This is a genomic window from Polaromonas sp. P5_D5 (genome assembly GCF_054049435.1).
Genome location: NZ_JBFUMJ010000002.1, coordinates 38634 through 52699 on the forward strand (window position 1 = coordinate 38634; position 14066 = coordinate 52699).

Here is a 14066-nt window from a genome sequence, read left to right on the forward strand (position 1 = left end):
CAGTCATCTGCTACTGTTTTTATAGCTGCTGGCGCTCGCCTGCATTGGTCTGTAGCCTGAATCGATATGTTGATCTGGCTTAAGCCAGGCCTCATCAAGCCGTGTTAGCCTCGCGGCCATGTTGAACCGCATCCCCTCTTTCCTGCGCCATGTCGGCCCAGGTGTAGTCACCGGCGCTGCCGATGACGACCCTTCCGGTATCGCCACCTACACGCAGGCGGGGGCGCAGTTCGGCACCGGGCTGCTGTGGACGGTGTTTTTGTCACTGCCCTTCATGATCGCCATCCAGCTGGTCAGCGCCCGCATAGGTCGCGTCACCGGCAAGGGTGTGGCGGCCAACCTGCGCGAGCACACGCCGCGCGCCTTCCTGATGAGCATGGTGTTTTTGCTGGTCATTGCCAACACCATCAACATCGCCGCCGACATTGCCGCCATGGGCGAGGCGCTGCAGCTGGCTGTGGGCGGCGGCGACCACTTTCATGCGGTGGCCTTCGGCATCATCACCGTGCTGCTGCAGGTGTTTGTGCCTTACCGCAAGCTCGCACCCATTTTGAAATGGCTCACGCTCTTTCTCTTTGCCTATGTGATCGCCGTGTTCCTGGTGCAGGTGCAGTGGGCCCAGGTGCTGCATGACCTGGTCGTTCCCAAACTGCAATGGACCTCGGGCTACTGGATGATGATCGTCGCGCTGCTGGGCACCACGATTTCGCCTTACCTGTTTTTCTGGCAGGCCTCGCAGGAGGTCGAAGAGCTGCGCTTGAAGGGCGGCGTGCTGGGCGCTGAAAAGAAGATCCGCCGCGACCTTCGCCGCGTCAAGCGCGACACCTACATCGGCATGTTTTTCTCTAATGCCATCGCCTTTTTCATCATGGTGTTGGGTGGTGCGGTGTTGTATGCGGCCGGTATCCATGATGTGACATCAGCCGCGCAGGCGGCGCAGGCTTTGCGGCCACTGGCCGGCGATTTTGCCTTTGCGCTGTTCGCCGGCGGCATCATCGCCACCGGCCTGCTTGCCGTGCCGGTGCTGGCCTCGTCAGCTGCCTACGCCGTGGCCGAGGCCTTCGGCTGGCCCGAAGGCCTGGAGCGCCACTGGTACGAAGCCAAGCGCTTTTACGCCATCATCGTCATTGCTACCGTGGTAGGCACGGGCATGGACTTCACCAGCATAGACCCGATGAAAGCGCTTTACTGGAGTGCCGTGATCAATGGCGTGGTGGCCGTGCCCATCATGGCCGGCCTGATGCTGCTGGCCGGCCGGAAATCGGTGATGGGCAATTTCACCTCGGGCCTGAAGACCACGTGGTTCGGCTGGGGCGGTGTGGTGGTGATGGGCTTTGCGGTGGCGATGATGTTGCTGGATCTGATCCGCCCCTTGTTCTAGGCTTCCCGGCGACGAACCCACAAACGCTGCGGCCCCGCGCCCTGCCCGGCGAGCTGGTCATACGGGTTGCGCAGCCGGCATTTGTCAATCGACAGGCAGCCGCAGCCTATGCAGTCGTCCAGGGTGTCGCGCAGTTTTTTGAGCTGGGCCATGCGCTCGTCCAGGTCGGCGCGCCAGGCTGCCGACAGTCGGGCCCAGTCCGCGCGGCTGGGGGCCGCCTTCGCGGGCAGGGTGGCCAGGGCTGCCTCGATGTCGGCCAGCGCAATGCCCACCCGCTGCGCCACACGCACAAAAGCCACGCGTCGCAGCATCTCGCGTGCGTAGCGACGCTGGTTGCCTTCGGTGCGGGTGCTGCTGATCAGCCCTTTTTTCTCATAAAAGTGCAGGGTGGACACCGCCACGCCGCTGCGGCGTGCCATGTCGCCGACCGAGAGTGTGGGAAAGATGCCGGCCTGTTCCAGTTCCGTGCCCATGGATTTCCTTGAAAAAAATGCTTGACCTAAACTTTACTTGAGGTTTCAGACTCCTCATTTTCAGGCCAATCCGGCCCGCTTATTTCAAAGGAGTTGTTTTCATGTCCAGCGATTTATCAAGCCCCGCTTCCGCCTCCGTGTTCCGCGTCGACAAATTCGTCGTGCCCTCGCAATCGATCTCCGCTTTTGTCGAGCGCATTCACCAGGTCCAGCGCATGCTGGGCGAGCAGCCCGGCTGCCTGCAAAAACATGTGCTGACCCAGACGGGCGACAGCAGCGAGTTCGATGTGGTGACCGTGGTCGAGTGGGCCAGTGCCGATGCGGTGGCCGCCGCCCAGACCGTCATGCAAAAGCAGCTCGCCAGCGAGGGCTTTGATATTCAGGCTTTCCGGAAAAAGCTGGGCGTACGGGGCGACTCGGGGATGTACCGCGAGGCTTGATTTTCCGTCTCGGATCAGGCGCTCAAACGCTGCCGTAGCTGCGGGGTCGCAGGCTACCGCTGTGCTTGACCACGCCTGGGCGAAGCGTGGACCCGCCTGTTGTCGTGAAGTATTGGCAACGGCGCGCGAGGAATCCAGGCACAGTCATTTTTTCGAGAAAGGAACAAATGCATGCGCAGTCGCTGGTGCGGCTCCTGGCGGGACGTAGGAACTGGTCGCACTGATGCGTATGCCTGAGCTGCCGCCTTCCTGGGCCCATCGAAACTCACAGCCTTCATGGCCTTGGCGCAACCAGGCCTCCTTGTTTTTTGGGATACGCACCGTAGAGTCGCTCCCGTTCTCGTTGCTGCTTTCGGGTACCAGGGAGAAGGTCGTATCCGGCTGTTGGGCGCCGGGAGACGTGATGCCCATAAACCCACGGGCAGCAGGATCGAATTTCACAATTGCTTCGCCTGTGTCGGACAGCGAGGTGCTACGAACCCAGCAGAGAGAAGGGGAGCCTTGCGCCTCTGCGCCTGAAATGGTGAATCCCAGAACGAATATTAATAAAGCGGATTGCCACATGCGTTGCTCCCCTGCACGGCTTGATGTTGATCTGTCCAGGGGCATGAGCCTACGTCAATAATTTTGGCGAATCACCATAGCCGACGGCCCTCAGCACATTCTCCGCCGTAGCCGGCGCATCCATCACCACAAGTTGATCCCCTGGCTTTCCAGCCCCCACCGCATCCCGTAGTGCCTCGTACACACTGATCGCCAGCATCAGCGGCGGTTCGCCCACGGCCTTGCTGCCGAAGACGTTGTCTTCGCGGTTGGGCTCGGGCCACAGATCGATCTTGAAATGCTCGGGTACATCGCCGGTTGCAGGAATCTTGTAGGTGCTGGGCGCGTGCGTGGTCAAAAGGCCCTTGTCGTTCCACACCAGCTGCTCGGTGGTGAGCCAGCCCATGCCCTGCACAAAGCCGCCTTCGATCTGGCCGATGTCGATGGCCGGGTTGATGCTGGTGCCCACGTCATGCAGGATGTCGACTTTCAGTACACGGCTTTCGCCCGTCAGGGTGTCGATGGCGACTTCGGTGCAGGCTGCCCCGTAGGCGAAGTAGTAGAACGGCCGGCCGGTCAGTGTGGCCTTGTCGTAGTGGATTTTGGGTGTGCGGTAAAAGCCGTCGCTCCAGAGCTGGATGCGGTTGGCATAGGCCAGCTTCACGACTTCGGTGAAAGGCCGCGCGCCTGCGGGTGTGACAACCTCGCCCCCTTCAAACTGCACCGCGCCCGCGCCGCACCGGTCCAGGCCGGCCACAAATTGCGCCAGGTTGTCGCGCACATTGCGGGCGGCGTATTGCGCGGCGCGCGCGTTCAGGTCGGTGCCGGCTGAGGCCGCGGTGGCTGACGCGTTCGGAATCTTGCTGGTGTCGCTGGCGGTGGCCAGCACCTGGTCGAACGGCACGCCCAGTTCATCGGCCACGATCTGGGCGACCTTGGTGTTCAGGCCCTGGCCCATTTCGGTGCCGCCGTGGTTCACTTGTACGCTGCCGTCGGTGTACACATGCACCAGTGCCCCGGCCTGGTTGAAGAGGGTGGCGGTAAACGAAATGCCGAACTTGACGGGTGTGATGGCGATGCCGCGCTTGATGACCGGGCTTTGGGTGTTCCAGGCAGAAATTTTCTGACGGCGTTGTGAATAAAGCGCAGACAGCGCCAGCTTTGATAGCAGCGGGTCGAGGATGTTGTCCTCGACCTTCATCTGGTAGTGGGTGACGTCGCGCTCACCGATGCCGTAGAGGTTGCGTTTGCGAACCTCCAGCGGGTCCAGCCCGAGCGTGCGTGCGATGTCGCCCATGATGGCTTCAATCACGATCATGCCCTGCGGCCCGCCGAAGCCGCGGAAGGCGGTGTTGCTTTGCGTGTTGGTCTTGCAGCGGTAGGACGCTATCTCCACGTCCTCCAGAAAGTAAGCGTTGTCGGCGTGGAAGACCGCGCGGTCGGCCACCGGGCCCGACAGGTCGGCGCTGAAGCCGCAATTCACCGCCATCATGAGCTTGAGGCCGCTGAGCCGGCCGGTCTCGTCAAAACCCACGTCGTATTCATATGCAAACGGGTGGCGTTTTCCGGTGACCATGAAGTCGTCGTCGCGGTCCAGCCGCAGCTTGACGGGGCAATGCAGTTTGTGGGCAGCGATGGCGGCCCAGACGGCCATCTGGCCTGACTGCGTTTCCTTGCCGCCAAAGCCGCCGCCCATGCGCCGGCATTCAACGCGCACTGCGTGGTTGGCAATGCCCAGTGCGTGCGACACCCAATGCTGGATTTCGCCGGGGTGCTGGGTGCTCGAATACACCAGCCATTGCTGCTGCTCCTGCGGCACAACGTAGGCAACCTGGCCTTCGAGGTAAAAGTGCTCCTGGCCGCCCACTTCGAGTGTGCCGTGCAGCGTGTGCGGAGCTTTTTTGTGTGCAGCTGCCGCATCGCCGCGTTTGACGAAGACCGGCGGCAATACATAACTCTCAGCTTTGAGTGCATCACGCACGGTCAACAATGCAGGCAGGGGTTCGATGTTGCACACCACCTTGCGCGCGGCGCGGCGGGCCTGCATGACGGTGTCGGCCACCACCACGCCGATCACCTGGCCGATGTGCTGCACCGTGCCCTGCGCAAATACCGGTTCGTCGTGCGAGAAATTGCCCAGCACCGGGTCGCCCGGAATGTCGCGCGCCAGAATCACATCGCGCACGCCCGGCATGGCCAGCGCCGCAGTGGTGTCGACGCCCAGCAGCTTTCCGTGTGCCACGGTCGACAAAATGGGCGCGGCATGCAGCGTGCCGCGCACCTCGGGAATGTCGTCGACATAGGTGGCGGCGCCGGCGACTTGCGCGCGAGCGCTTTCATGGGGCGTCGAGCGGCCCGCCGCCTGCGTGCCTGCAGGTTTTTTGGCCAGCGACGTTTTTTCCGCCAGGTCCGCAGCGGGCATATCACCAGCGCGGGCGTTGGCTGCGCGTACGTCCGGGTCGGCCACCGCATCGCGGCTGACGGAGATGTCTTTCGCGGCGTTCATGCGGCTTCCTCCAGCCGGAAGCTCGCCAGGTTGATCTGCTGCAGTCCCTGGCTTTCAAGCCAGTAACGCTGGAGCAGGTTGCCCAGCACCTGACTGCGGTAGGCCGCAGAGGCGCGCATGTCCGAGATGGGCGAGAACTCGGCGCGTAACGTAGCGATGGCGTGCTGCACAGTGGTCTGCGTCCAGGGTTTCTCCGTCAGCGCCGCCTCGGTCTGGATGGCACGCACCGGCGTGGCGGCGACGCCGCCCGCACCGATGGACGCAGTGACCACGGTGTTGTTTTCAATCTGCAGATTGATCGCCAGACAGACGGCGGAAATATCGTCGTCGTAGCGCTTGGAGATTTTGTAAGCCTTCATCGCCTCCCGGGGCTGCGCCTTGGGCACCTTGATCCAGGCCAGCACTTCGTCGGGCGCCATCAGGTTCTTGCGGTAGCCGGTGTAAAGCGCTTCCAGCGGCATTTCGCGGTGGCCGCGCACGCTCATCAGGACGATGTTGGCCCCCAGCGCAATCAGCAAGGGCATGGAGTCGCCAATCGGCGAGCCGTTGGCAATGTTGCCGCCCAGCGTGCCGGAATTGCGCACCGGCAGCCCCGCAAAGCGGGCCGCGAAGTTGTGCAACTGCGGCCGGTCTTTGACCAGCGCCGCATAGGCGTCGGCCAGTGTCACTGCGGCGCCAATGGCGATGTGCCGCGGGTAGTCTTCAATGCGGCGCAGCTCCCGCACCCGGGTGACGTCAAGCACTTCGCCAAACTGCATATGCTGCTTGGTCACCCACAAGCCCACGTCGGTGCAGCCGGCCACCAGCTGGGCGCCAGGGTGGGCGGCGCGGGCCTGCAGCAGGGCTGCCAGTGTTTTCGGCGATTTGTAAGCCAAATCGGCCTGCAGCCCAATAGGGACGGGCGCAAGCAGCTCCAGTTTTTGTAGCAAACCGGCTTCGTCGATCCGAACGGGACGCAGGCTGCCCATCGTTTGCGCGGCCTCCAGGATGGGCCGGTAGCCGGTGCAGCGGCAGAGGTTGCCCGAAAGTTCTTCCTGCGCGAGCTCCCGCGTGACAGGCTCGCCCTTGCAGATGTGGTTTTGGTACATGCCGAACAGGCTCATCACGAAGCCGGGGGTGCAGAAGCCGCATTGGGAGCCGTGCTTGTCGACCATGGCTTGCTGGGCAGGATGTAGCGCTGGTTCAACCCCTTCTCCCTCGCCAGCAGGGGCCGCGGAACCGGCTTTGCCGGGCCGCAGGCGCAGCGCCCCCTCGGGGGGCAGCGCATTACACGAAGCCGAAGGCGAAGTGAAAAGCGTGGGGGCAATATCTTCCACGGTCCAGACGGCCAATCCGTCAATGGAATGCGCCAGGCGAATGCAGCTGTTAATGGCGCGGTATTCGAGCTTGCCGCCGGCCGCCTCGCCCAGCACCACGGTGCAGGCGCCGCAGTCGCCTTCGCCGCAGCCCTCCTTGGTGCCGGTGCAGGCCAGGTCCTCGCGCAGCAGCTCCAGCAGGGTGCGGCTGGGTGGTACATTGCTGACGGAAACAACTTCACCCCGCCTGACGAAGCGGATGGGTCTGGAAAAAGATGGGACAGCCATGCTTCAGGTTAAAACAGTCGCGCCGCGGCCAGCATACAAAAGTGCATATCAACCGCATGGGTGAAAAGGTATGAAAGACCAGGCGCTTTTCGACAAGATAGACCTCCATCTCATCAGGGTCTTGAATACCGTGCTTACTGAACGCAGCGTATCACGCGCCGCCCTCCGCCTGGGTATGTACCAGCCCGCCGTCAGCGCGGCGCTCAAGCGCCTGCGCACGCTGGCGGGTGACCCTATCCTGGTGCGGTCCGGCTCCGGCATGGTGCCTACGGATGCGGGCCTGCGCATGATCGAGCCCTCGGCCAGCATTTTGCGCGCGGCCGGCATGCTGTTCAGTGACGCGCGGGGGTTTGACCCTGCCACGGCAGAAACCACCTTTAGCCTGGCGGCGAGCGACTACCTGGACCCGTCTTTCCTGCCGCAACTGGTGGCACAGATCAAATCCCAGGCGCCGCTCTGCCATATTGAAATCCACCCGCTGTCCGCTGAATCCGACTACCGCATGCACCTGGCGCAAGGCCAGGCCGACATCGTCATAGGCAACTGGGCCGCACCGCCCGACGACCTGCACATGGCGCGGCTTTTCGGCGACGAAGTGGTGTGCCTGGTCGCCAAAGACCACCCGGCGGTGCGCCGCGGCTGGGATGCCGCGACCTGGCTGGAAGCCGAACACATCGCCCCTACCGCCACGCACCCCGGCGCCAAGGGTGTGATCGACGAGCATCTCGACACCCTGGGCATGGTGCGCAACATCACGGTGCGCTGCCCGCACTTCAGCCTTATGCCGTCCATGGTGGCATCAAGCTTGCTGGTGATGACCACCGGGCGCCAGTACTGCGAACGCTTTGCCAGCCTGCTGCCGGTGAAAATACTGCCCACCCCGATCGCCTTTCCCCGCATGATGTATTACCAGCTCTGGCACGAACGCACGCACGCCTCCAACTCGGCCCGCTGGCTGCGCGAACGTGTCAAGTCCGTGGCCTCAACGCTACGAAAAGAATAGCTGCTTGCGACCGTCCTGTATGGGCTGCAGCCAGAATTACCTATAAACCGACGACAAAACCGGATACCCCAGAGACAATGACCGCAGCCCCGCCCCAGACTGACAGCCCGCCCGGCCAGCCGCCGCGGCTGCAGCTTTCCGGCATCACCAAAAGCTACCCCGGCGTGGTGGCCAACAGCGGCATTTCGCTGACGGTTCAGCCCGGTGAGATCCACGCCGTGCTCGGTGAAAACGGCGCGGGCAAATCCACCCTGATGAAGATCATCTACGGTTCGGTCAAGCCCGACGCCGGCAGCGTGGCGATGGACGGCAAACCGGTCGTGGTGCGCAACCCGCACGAAGCGCGGGCGCTGGGCATCAGCATGGTCTTCCAGCACTTCAGCCTGTTCGACACGCTGACGGTGGCCGAAAACGTCTGGCTGGGGCTGGACAAACACCTCACGCTGGCCGAGGTCTCGCAGCGCATCATGCAGACGACGCAAGCCTATGGCCTGCAGCTGGACCCGACACGTCCCGTGCATACCCTGAGCGTCGGCGAGCGCCAGCGGGTGGAGATTGTCAGGGCGCTGCTCACGCATCCGCGGCTGCTGATCCTGGACGAACCCACGTCGGTGCTGACGCCCCAGGCGGTCGAGAACCTCTTTGTCACGCTGAGGACACTGGCCGCGCAGGGCTGCAGTATTTTGTACATCAGCCACAAGCTGCATGAAATCCGCGCGCTGTGCACCGCCTGTACGGTGTTGCGCGGCGGCAAGGTTTCCGGTTTCTGCGATCCACGGCAGGAGTCCAACGCCTCGCTGAGCCGTTTGATGATTGGCGCCGAGCCGCCCGCGCTGGAACACCGGGCGGTGCGCACCGGCGCCGTGGTGTTAGAGGTGAAACAGCTCGACTTGTCCAAAGAAGAACAGTTCGGCGTCGACCTGCACCAGGTCGCGTTGCAGGTGCGCGCCGGCGAGGTCGTCGGTATCGCCGGAGTGTCGGGCAACGGCCAGAAGGAACTGCTCTATGCGCTGTCGGGCGAAGATACCCGCGCTGCGGCCGATGCGGTTGCGGTGAAAGGCCAGCCGGTGGGCAAGCTCGGGCCGGGTGGCCGGCGCGCACTGGGCCTGCACTTTGTGCCTGAAGAACGCCTGGGCCGCGGCGCCGTACCGTCGCTTTCGCTGGCGCGCAACCTGTTGCTCACGCGCAAGGAGGCCGTCGGCAAAAGCGGCTGGCTCGACCGCGGCGCGTTGCAGGCGCAGGCCGACCGCATCATTGCCGAGTACAAGGTGAAGTCGGGCGGGCCGCAGGCAGTGGCCAAATCCCTTTCGGGCGGCAACCTGCAGAAGTTCATCATGGGCCGCGAGATTGATGCCCGGCCTGAACTCCTGATCGTCTCGCAGCCGACCTGGGGTGTTGACGTGGGCGCGGCCACGCAGATCCGCGGCGAGCTGCTCAAGTTGCGCGATGCCGGCTGCGCGGTGCTGGTGGTGAGCGAGGAACTCGAAGAACTGTTCGACATCTGCGACCGGCTGTACGTGATGGCCAAGGGTCAGCTCTCGCCTTCGCTGCCTCGCGTCGACGCCACGGTGGAACTGGTGGGGCAGTGGATGAGCGGGCTCTGGGCGCCCGGCACGCACCCAACAGAAACAACACAAACCACGGCGGAGGCCTCGGCATGAAGCTCGAAATCCGTCCCCAGCCGTCTTCCTTCTGGAGCTATGCCTCCCCGGTGCTGGCCCTGCTGATTACCGTGCTGATCGGCGTGGCGCTCTTCGTGGCACTGGGCAAAGACCCCGTCAAGGGGTTGCAGGTGTTTTTCTGGGAACCCATCAAGTCGCCGTATGCCATCGGCGAACTGCTGGTCAAGGCCACGCCGCTGCTCATCATCGCGCTGGGGCTGGCCGTGTGTTTTCGCTCCAATGTCTGGAACATCGGCGCCGAAGGCCAGTTCGTCATGGGTGCGATCGCCGCAGGCGGCGTGGCGCTGCTGGCTGAAAAAACCACCGGCCCCTGGATCGTTCCGGCCATCCTGCTGGCAGGCCTTGCGGGCGGCATGGTGTGGGCCGGCATCACCGCCTTGCTGCGAGACCGTTTCAACGCCAATGAAATCCTGGTCAGCCTGATGCTGGTCTATGTGGCGGAGATGGTGCTGAACTACCTCGTCTTCGGCCCCTGGAAAGACCCCAACGGCTACAACTTCCCGCAAACCAAAACTTTCGAGGCCGTGACACAGATTCCGCGGCTCATGCAGGGCTCGCGCGTGAACATCGGCATCATCCTCGCGCTGCTGGGTGTGGCCGGGCTGTGGCTGTTCATGTTCCGCACACACGCGGGTTTCCGGCATGAAGTCAGCGGCCTGGCGCCTGCTGCTGCGCGCTATGCCGGCTTCTCGTCGCGCCGGGCGTTGTGGCTGGCGCTGCTGACATCGGGTGCCGCGGCGGGCCTGGCAGGCGCGCTGGAGGTGGCCGGCCCCATCGGCCAGCTCACGCCTTATGTGCCGGCGGGGTATGGTTTTGCCGCGATCATCGTCGCCTTCGTCGGGCGCCTGCACCCGGTCGGCGTGGTGTTCTCGGCCATCCTGATGAGCATGTTCTACATTGGCGGCGAGCTCGCGCAGTCGCGCCTGGGGCTGCCCAAGTCGATCACCGGCGTGTTCCAGGGCTTGCTACTCTTCAGCCTGCTGGCTTGCGATACCTTGATCGCCTACAGGCTCAGGCTGTCCAGGCCCATCCCCGTGCAGGTGGCCACGCTTCCTTCCACCGACCTTGTGAAAGGAGCCGGTTGATGGACTCCACCGCATTGCTCATCGCGGCCACACTCAGCGCGGGCACCGTGCTGGCCATTGCCGCGCTCGGCCTGCTGATCAACGAGAAGGCCGGCATCGTCAATCTGGGCGCCGAAGGCATGATGCTGTGCGCCGCCATTGCCGGCTTTGCCACCGTGGTGCACACCGGCAACAGCTGGCTGGGCTTTGTGGCCGGTATGGCGGCGGGCGCGTTCCTGGCCGCGGTTTTCGGTGTGCTGGTGATCTGGCTCAACACCAACCAGTACGCCACAGGCCTGGCGCTCAGCCTGTTCGGCGCGGGTTTTTCGGCCTTTGCCGGCATCAAATACGTGCAAGAGAAGCTGCCCGAACAGTCGCAGTACCCGATTCCCTTCCTGGCTGATATTCCGCTCGTGGGCCCGGCGCTGTTCCGCCAGCACCCCATGGTTTACATCGCGATGGCGCTGACGGCCGGGTTGATCTGGTTTTTGTACCGCACGCGCGCTGGCCTGGTGTTGCGCTCGGTGGGTGAAAGCCCCGAGTCGGCGCATGCGCTGGGCTACCCGGTGCGGCGCATCCGGCTGGCGGCCGTGGTGGCCGGCGGTGCGCTGTGCGGGCTGGCGGGCGCCTATGTGTCGGTGGTCTATACGCCGCTGTGGGTGGAGGGCATGATCGCCGGCAAAGGCTGGATCGCGCTGGCGCTCACCACCTTTGCCACCTGGCGCCCGGCACGGGTTTTGCTGGGTGCTTACCTGTTCGGTGGCGTGACCATGCTGCAGTTTCACCTGCAAAGCCTGGGCGTCAACATGCCCACGCAATTCCTGAGCATGCTGCCCTACCTGTCCACCATCGTGGTGCTGGTCCTGATCTCGCGCAACCCGCTATGGATTCGCGTCAACATGCCCAGCTCCATCGGCAAGCCTTTTTACCCGGGGGCCTGATGGTGTATTGACGGCCGATCCGCCGCATAATTGCTTTTTTTCGCCTTCCCGTTCCACTTTTCATTTCAATGTCATTTCCTACAACGAAAGCGAGTTCACATGACTGACCTGCAAAAACGTTCCCTGCTCAAGCTGGCGGCCCTGTCGGCCGTGGCGGGGGCAGCCCTGATGGGCTGCGGCAAGAAGGAAGAGCCGGCAGCGGCGCCTGCCGCACCAGCGGCGGCAGCGCCTGCCAAGGTCGAGCCTCTGAAAATTGCCTTTGCCTATGTGGGCCCTGTGGGCGACGGCGGCTGGACCTTCGCGCACGACAACGGCCGCAAGGCCGTGGAGAAAGCCTATGGCGACAAGGTTGTCACCAGCTTCGTCGAAAAAGTACCCGAGTCAGCCGACGCCGAGCGTGTGATCCGCGACATGGCAGCCCAGGGCAACAAGCTGATCTTCGGCACCACCTTCGGCTACATGGAGCCCATGCTCAAGGTAGCAGGCGACACCAAAGACGTGAAGTTCGAGCACGCCACCGGCTACAAGCAGGCCGCCAACATGCGCACCTATGACAGCCGCACTTACGAAGGCGCCTACATGGCCGGCGTGATCGCGGGCAAGATGAGCAAGACCGGCACGCTGGGCGTGGTTGGCTCGGTGCCGATTCCTGAAGTAGTGCGCAACATCAACAGCTTCACGCTGGGCGCGCAGTCGGTCAATCCCAAGGTCAAGACCAAGGTGGTGTGGGTCAATGAATGGTTCAACCCACCCAAGGAAACCGAGGCTGCCACCGCTCTCATCAATGGTGGGGCCGACGTGCTGTTCCAGAACACTGATTCGTCCGCCGTGCTGCAGACCGCCGAAAAAATGGGCAAACGCGCCTTCGGCTGGGATTCGGACATGACCGCTTACGGCCCCAAGGCCCACCTGGCATCGGCCATCATCAACTGGGGCCCGTACTACGTGAAATCCGTGGGTGAGGCCCTTGAAGGCAAATGGACGGGCAACACCGCTGCCTGGTGGGGCGTCAAGGAAGGCGCGATTGACATCGTGTCAATTGCCGCCGATGTGCCGGACGACACCAAAAAGCGCATCGACGAAGTCAAGGCGGGCCTGAAGGACGGCAGCTTCTCGATCTGGAAAGGCCCCATCACCGACAACACCGGCAAGGAGCTGCTGGCCAAGGATGTGGTGGCGGACGACAAATTTCTCGGCGGCCTGAAGACGTATGTCAAGGGTGTCGAAGGCAAGGTTCCCGGCAACTGAGGATAATGGACGCAGCGCCGTGCCTGGGGCAACAGTTCCCGGGCCGGAGCGCTCGCAACGTAGTTTCAAAGCTGCCTTCGGGCAGCTTTTTTTGTTTCTGGAGTTGAAATGACGCCCGCACCATTCAATGTAAAACCCGTGTCCGCGGACCGCCTGCCTGAGCTGCTCAAAAGCATGCCCAAAGCCGAGCTGCATATGCACATCGAGGGCTCGCTTGAGCCCGAACTGATCTTTGCACTGGCCCGCCGCAACGGCGTGAGCATTCCCTACGCCAGCGTTGAAGAATTGCGCAGCGCGTATGCCTTCACCAACCTGCAGAGCTTTCTCGACATCTACTACGCAGGTGCCAGCGTGCTCATCACCGAGCAGGATTTTTACGATATGGCCTATGCCTACTTGCGCAAAGCTGCCGCTGACAACGTGGTGCACACCGAAATGTTCTTCGACCCGCAAACGCATACGGCGCGCGGCGTCAGCATGGAAACGGTCGTCAACGGCCTGCACCGCGCCTGCGTGGATGCACAGGCCGGGCTGGGCGTCAGCGCCTCGCTGATCCTGTGCTTTTTGCGCCACCTCAGCGAGGAGGACGCGTTTAAAACGCTGGAGCAGGCCTTGCCGTTCCGCGACAAATTCATCGGTATTGGGCTTGATTCGGGCGAGGTGGGCAACCCGCCTGAAAAATTCGCCCGTGTGTTTGCGCGCTGCCGCGAGCTGGGCTTTCACCTGGTGGCCCACGCCGGGGAGGAAGGCCCGCCCGAATACGTCTGGACGGCGCTTGACGTGCTCAAGGTCGAGCGCGTGGACCACGGTGTGCGCTCCAGCCGCGATGCGTCGCTAATGCAACGTCTGGCGAAAGACCGCATTCCGCTGACCGTGTGCCCACTCTCCAACCTCAAACTCTGCGTATTCCCGGACCTTGCCAGCCACAACCTGCGCGAGCTGCTCGATGCCGGGCTGGTGGCCACCGTCAATTCAGACGACCCAGCCTATTTCGGCGGCTACATGAATGAGAACTTCACGCAGACTTTTGCTGCGACGGGGCTGAATGCGCAGCATGCCTATGTGCTGGCGCGCAACAGCTTTGAGGCAAGTTTCATCGAAGCCTCGGCAAAGTCCCGCTATGTCGACCGCCTCCATCAGGCCTTCGAAACATTTCAATAAGCCTATCAGCGCGTTGCCCCCAAGGCACGGCCTGAATTCAA

General features: G+C 63.1%; 12 protein-coding genes. 8 read left to right on the plus strand and 4 right to left on the minus strand.

Annotation, left to right across the window (positions count from 1 at the left end):
• Window positions 1-118 precede the first annotated feature (118 nt).
• Window positions 119-1381, plus strand: a complete 1263-nt coding sequence (locus ACXJKE_RS06865; protein WP_457279846.1) for an Nramp family divalent metal transporter — start codon at window positions 119-121, stop codon at window positions 1379-1381.
• Here ACXJKE_RS06865 and soxR read toward each other — a convergent pair.
• On the minus strand, window positions 1378-1854 hold the full coding sequence (gene soxR / locus ACXJKE_RS06870; RefSeq protein ID WP_457279847.1) for a redox-sensitive transcriptional activator SoxR: 477 nt from the start codon (window positions 1852-1854) through the stop codon (window positions 1378-1380). The two genes, ACXJKE_RS06865 and soxR, sit on opposite strands and share 4 nt — an antisense overlap.
• 101 nt (window positions 1855-1955) lie before the next feature.
• Here soxR and ACXJKE_RS06875 point away from each other — a divergent pair, with 101 nt between their 5' ends.
• A complete protein-coding gene (locus tag ACXJKE_RS06875) occupies window positions 1956-2294 on the plus strand; it encodes an antibiotic biosynthesis monooxygenase (protein ID WP_457279848.1) in 339 nt (112 codons plus the stop codon).
• 144 nt (window positions 2295-2438) lie between these two features.
• On the opposite strand, the gene ACXJKE_RS06880 is transcribed toward ACXJKE_RS06875, so the two are convergent.
• The 3 genes from ACXJKE_RS06880 to xdhA all read right to left on the minus strand — a co-directional run bounded on the left by ACXJKE_RS06880 (window position 2439) and on the right by xdhA (window position 6926).
• Window positions 2439-2858, minus strand: coding sequence for a hypothetical protein (locus ACXJKE_RS06880; protein WP_457279849.1), 420 nt, complete (start codon window positions 2856-2858; stop codon window positions 2439-2441).
• A gap of 49 nt (window positions 2859-2907) precedes the next feature.
• Window positions 2908-5259: a xanthine dehydrogenase molybdopterin binding subunit gene (gene xdhB / locus ACXJKE_RS06885; protein ID WP_457280954.1), complete on the minus strand. Its 2352-nt coding sequence runs from the start codon at window positions 5257-5259 to the stop codon at window positions 2908-2910.
• Window positions 5260-5339: 80 nt separating this feature from the next.
• Window positions 5340-6926, minus strand: coding sequence for a xanthine dehydrogenase small subunit (gene xdhA, locus ACXJKE_RS06890; protein ID WP_457279850.1), 1587 nt, complete (start codon window positions 6924-6926; stop codon window positions 5340-5342).
• Window positions 6927-6996: 70 nt separating this feature from the next.
• Between xdhA and ACXJKE_RS06895 the strand changes: the two genes are divergently transcribed.
• The 6 genes from ACXJKE_RS06895 (at window position 6997) to ACXJKE_RS06920 (ending at window position 14025) form a co-directional block, all read left to right on the plus strand.
• Window positions 6997-7929 carry a LysR family transcriptional regulator gene (locus ACXJKE_RS06895; RefSeq protein WP_457279851.1) on the plus strand — a complete coding sequence of 311 codons (933 nt, stop codon included), beginning with the start codon at window positions 6997-6999 and terminating at the stop codon, window positions 7927-7929.
• 77 nt (window positions 7930-8006) lie between these two features.
• Window positions 8007-9590, plus strand: coding sequence for an ABC transporter ATP-binding protein (locus tag ACXJKE_RS06900; protein ID WP_457279852.1), 1584 nt, complete (start codon window positions 8007-8009; stop codon window positions 9588-9590).
• A complete protein-coding gene (locus tag ACXJKE_RS06905) occupies window positions 9587-10696 on the plus strand; it encodes an ABC transporter permease (RefSeq protein WP_457279853.1) in 1110 nt (369 codons plus the stop codon). Before ACXJKE_RS06900 ends, ACXJKE_RS06905 begins: the two co-directional genes overlap by 4 nt.
• Window positions 10696-11616 carry an ABC transporter permease gene (locus tag ACXJKE_RS06910; RefSeq protein ID WP_457279854.1) on the plus strand — a complete coding sequence of 307 codons (921 nt, stop codon included), beginning with the start codon at window positions 10696-10698 and terminating at the stop codon, window positions 11614-11616. The genes ACXJKE_RS06905 and ACXJKE_RS06910 overlap by 1 nt, the downstream gene beginning before the upstream one ends.
• 99 nt (window positions 11617-11715) lie before the next feature.
• Window positions 11716-12864 (plus strand): BMP family ABC transporter substrate-binding protein, encoded by a 1149-nt coding sequence (locus ACXJKE_RS06915; RefSeq protein ID WP_457279855.1) that lies wholly within the window; start codon window positions 11716-11718, stop codon window positions 12862-12864.
• 108 nt (window positions 12865-12972) lie between these two features.
• Complete coding sequence (locus ACXJKE_RS06920) at window positions 12973-14025, plus strand: adenosine deaminase (RefSeq protein ID WP_457279856.1); 1053 nt, start codon at window positions 12973-12975, stop codon at window positions 14023-14025.
• Window positions 14026-14066 lie beyond the last annotated feature (41 nt).

Excerpts from the sequence above, each read along its gene's own strand:
- ACXJKE_RS06865 (WP_457279846.1), top strand. The coding sequence starts at position 119 with ATGTTGAACCGCATCCCCTCTTTCCTGCGCCATGTCGGCCCAGGTGTA.
- soxR (WP_457279847.1), bottom strand. The coding sequence starts at position 1,854 with ATGGGCACGGAACTGGAACAGGCCGGCATCTTTCCCACACTCTCGGTC.
- ACXJKE_RS06875 (WP_457279848.1), top strand. The coding sequence starts at position 1,956 with ATGTCCAGCGATTTATCAAGCCCCGCTTCCGCCTCCGTGTTCCGCGTC.
- ACXJKE_RS06880 (WP_457279849.1), bottom strand. The coding sequence starts at position 2,858 with ATGTGGCAATCCGCTTTATTAATATTCGTTCTGGGATTCACCATTTCA.
- xdhB (WP_457280954.1), bottom strand. The coding sequence starts at position 5,259 with ATGCCCGCTGCGGACCTGGCGGAAAAAACGTCGCTGGCCAAAAAACCT.
- xdhA (WP_457279850.1), bottom strand. The coding sequence starts at position 6,926 with ATGGCTGTCCCATCTTTTTCCAGACCCATCCGCTTCGTCAGGCGGGGT.
- ACXJKE_RS06895 (WP_457279851.1), top strand. The coding sequence starts at position 6,997 with ATGAAAGACCAGGCGCTTTTCGACAAGATAGACCTCCATCTCATCAGG.
- ACXJKE_RS06900 (WP_457279852.1), top strand. The coding sequence starts at position 8,007 with ATGACCGCAGCCCCGCCCCAGACTGACAGCCCGCCCGGCCAGCCGCCG.
- ACXJKE_RS06905 (WP_457279853.1), top strand. The coding sequence starts at position 9,587 with ATGAAGCTCGAAATCCGTCCCCAGCCGTCTTCCTTCTGGAGCTATGCC.
- ACXJKE_RS06910 (WP_457279854.1), top strand. The coding sequence starts at position 10,696 with ATGGACTCCACCGCATTGCTCATCGCGGCCACACTCAGCGCGGGCACC.
- ACXJKE_RS06915 (WP_457279855.1), top strand. The coding sequence starts at position 11,716 with ATGACTGACCTGCAAAAACGTTCCCTGCTCAAGCTGGCGGCCCTGTCG.
- ACXJKE_RS06920 (WP_457279856.1), top strand. The coding sequence starts at position 12,973 with ATGACGCCCGCACCATTCAATGTAAAACCCGTGTCCGCGGACCGCCTG.